The sequence below is a fragment of the Ruegeria sp. CJ3 genome, assembly GCF_056536725.1.
Genome location: NZ_JBQFQE010000025.1, coordinates 1 through 1101 on the forward strand (window position 1 = coordinate 1; position 1101 = coordinate 1101).

Consider the following 1101-nt stretch of genomic DNA (forward strand, 5'->3'; position numbering starts at 1 on the left):
GCTGCCGGGTTTTCCGCGATATCGACGTCGTCATAATACTTCTGTGCCTGTGCGAGAGAGCGATGCAAGGATAGGCGCATGGCGGCCTGAATCGGGGCGCCGTCGAGCGCGGCCTGGGTCAGGAAGCCCGAGCGCAGCCCGTGGGGCGAGGCAAAATCATTGGGTAACCCGGCCAGCTGGAGGCGATGTTTGACGATCTGATAGATCGCATCCGGAGACAGGCGACGTTTCAGCACCCTGTCGGCTTTTGAGATCGGCCGGAACAGGGGGCCGTCGGTGATCTTCGCCATCTCGATCCAATGCACCAGCGCCTGCGCGGCGCGGGCCTTCAGCACAAGCCGCGGGGTCTCGCTCTTAGCCGTGGTCTTGGTCTCCAGCAGCGAGATCCAGACCACACCTGATTTATCGAACTCCTTGAGTAACACATCCTCGCGCCTCAGCCCGGTGATCTCGGACCTCCGCCGACCGCCCGAGGCCCAGCCTAGCATCAGGAGCGCCCGGTCCCGGCAATCCCGACGGGTGCCGCGGCAGGTGGCCAGCAGCTGTTCCAGCACATCGCGCGTGATCGGATGTTGCGATTTCGGGGTAGGAGGCCGGGCCGCGGCACGCCGGGCTTTGGACCGGGCCTGTTTCACTTGTGGTGCGTCAAACGGACTGGTCAGGTTCTTCATCCTGTGAAAAGCCAGCCACGACGCAATACGCCGGTCCAGCGTCGACGGGGCAGGGCAGGCCAGCGACTTGCGCAATCCTTCGGCAATCAGCGCTTCTGCGGTTTGACGCGCGATATCCTCCTCAAGTGCTTCGCCCAGATCGCGGGCGTGATCAAGGATGAAGGCAAGGGCCGTCGCCTCACTTTCCGGCCAATCCAGCGCTGCGCCAAATCGCGCGGTTTTCCATGCGGTCACGTAGAGCAGATCCCGTTCGTAGGCGCGCAGCGTATTGGCCGGCGTTCCGCGCAGATAGAGATCCATCAACGCCTCCTGATCCGCCTGCGACAGGGCAGGGGAGGCAGCTGGAAGATAGGGTGCAGGCGGCTTCATGGGGGCCATTCTGCGCCAAATACGTTCAGCCTTCAATAGACACGATAAGGAATACTTATCA

The 1101-nt window shown here is 62.6% G+C and carries 1 protein-coding gene; it reads right to left on the reverse strand.

Annotated elements, in window-relative coordinates:
* Positions 1-971 (reverse strand): tyrosine-type recombinase/integrase (locus tag ACR0J1_RS19370; RefSeq protein WP_480742519.1); only part of this gene is annotated, 971 nt, incomplete at its 3' end.
* Between the last annotated feature and the right edge of the window lie 130 nt (positions 972-1101).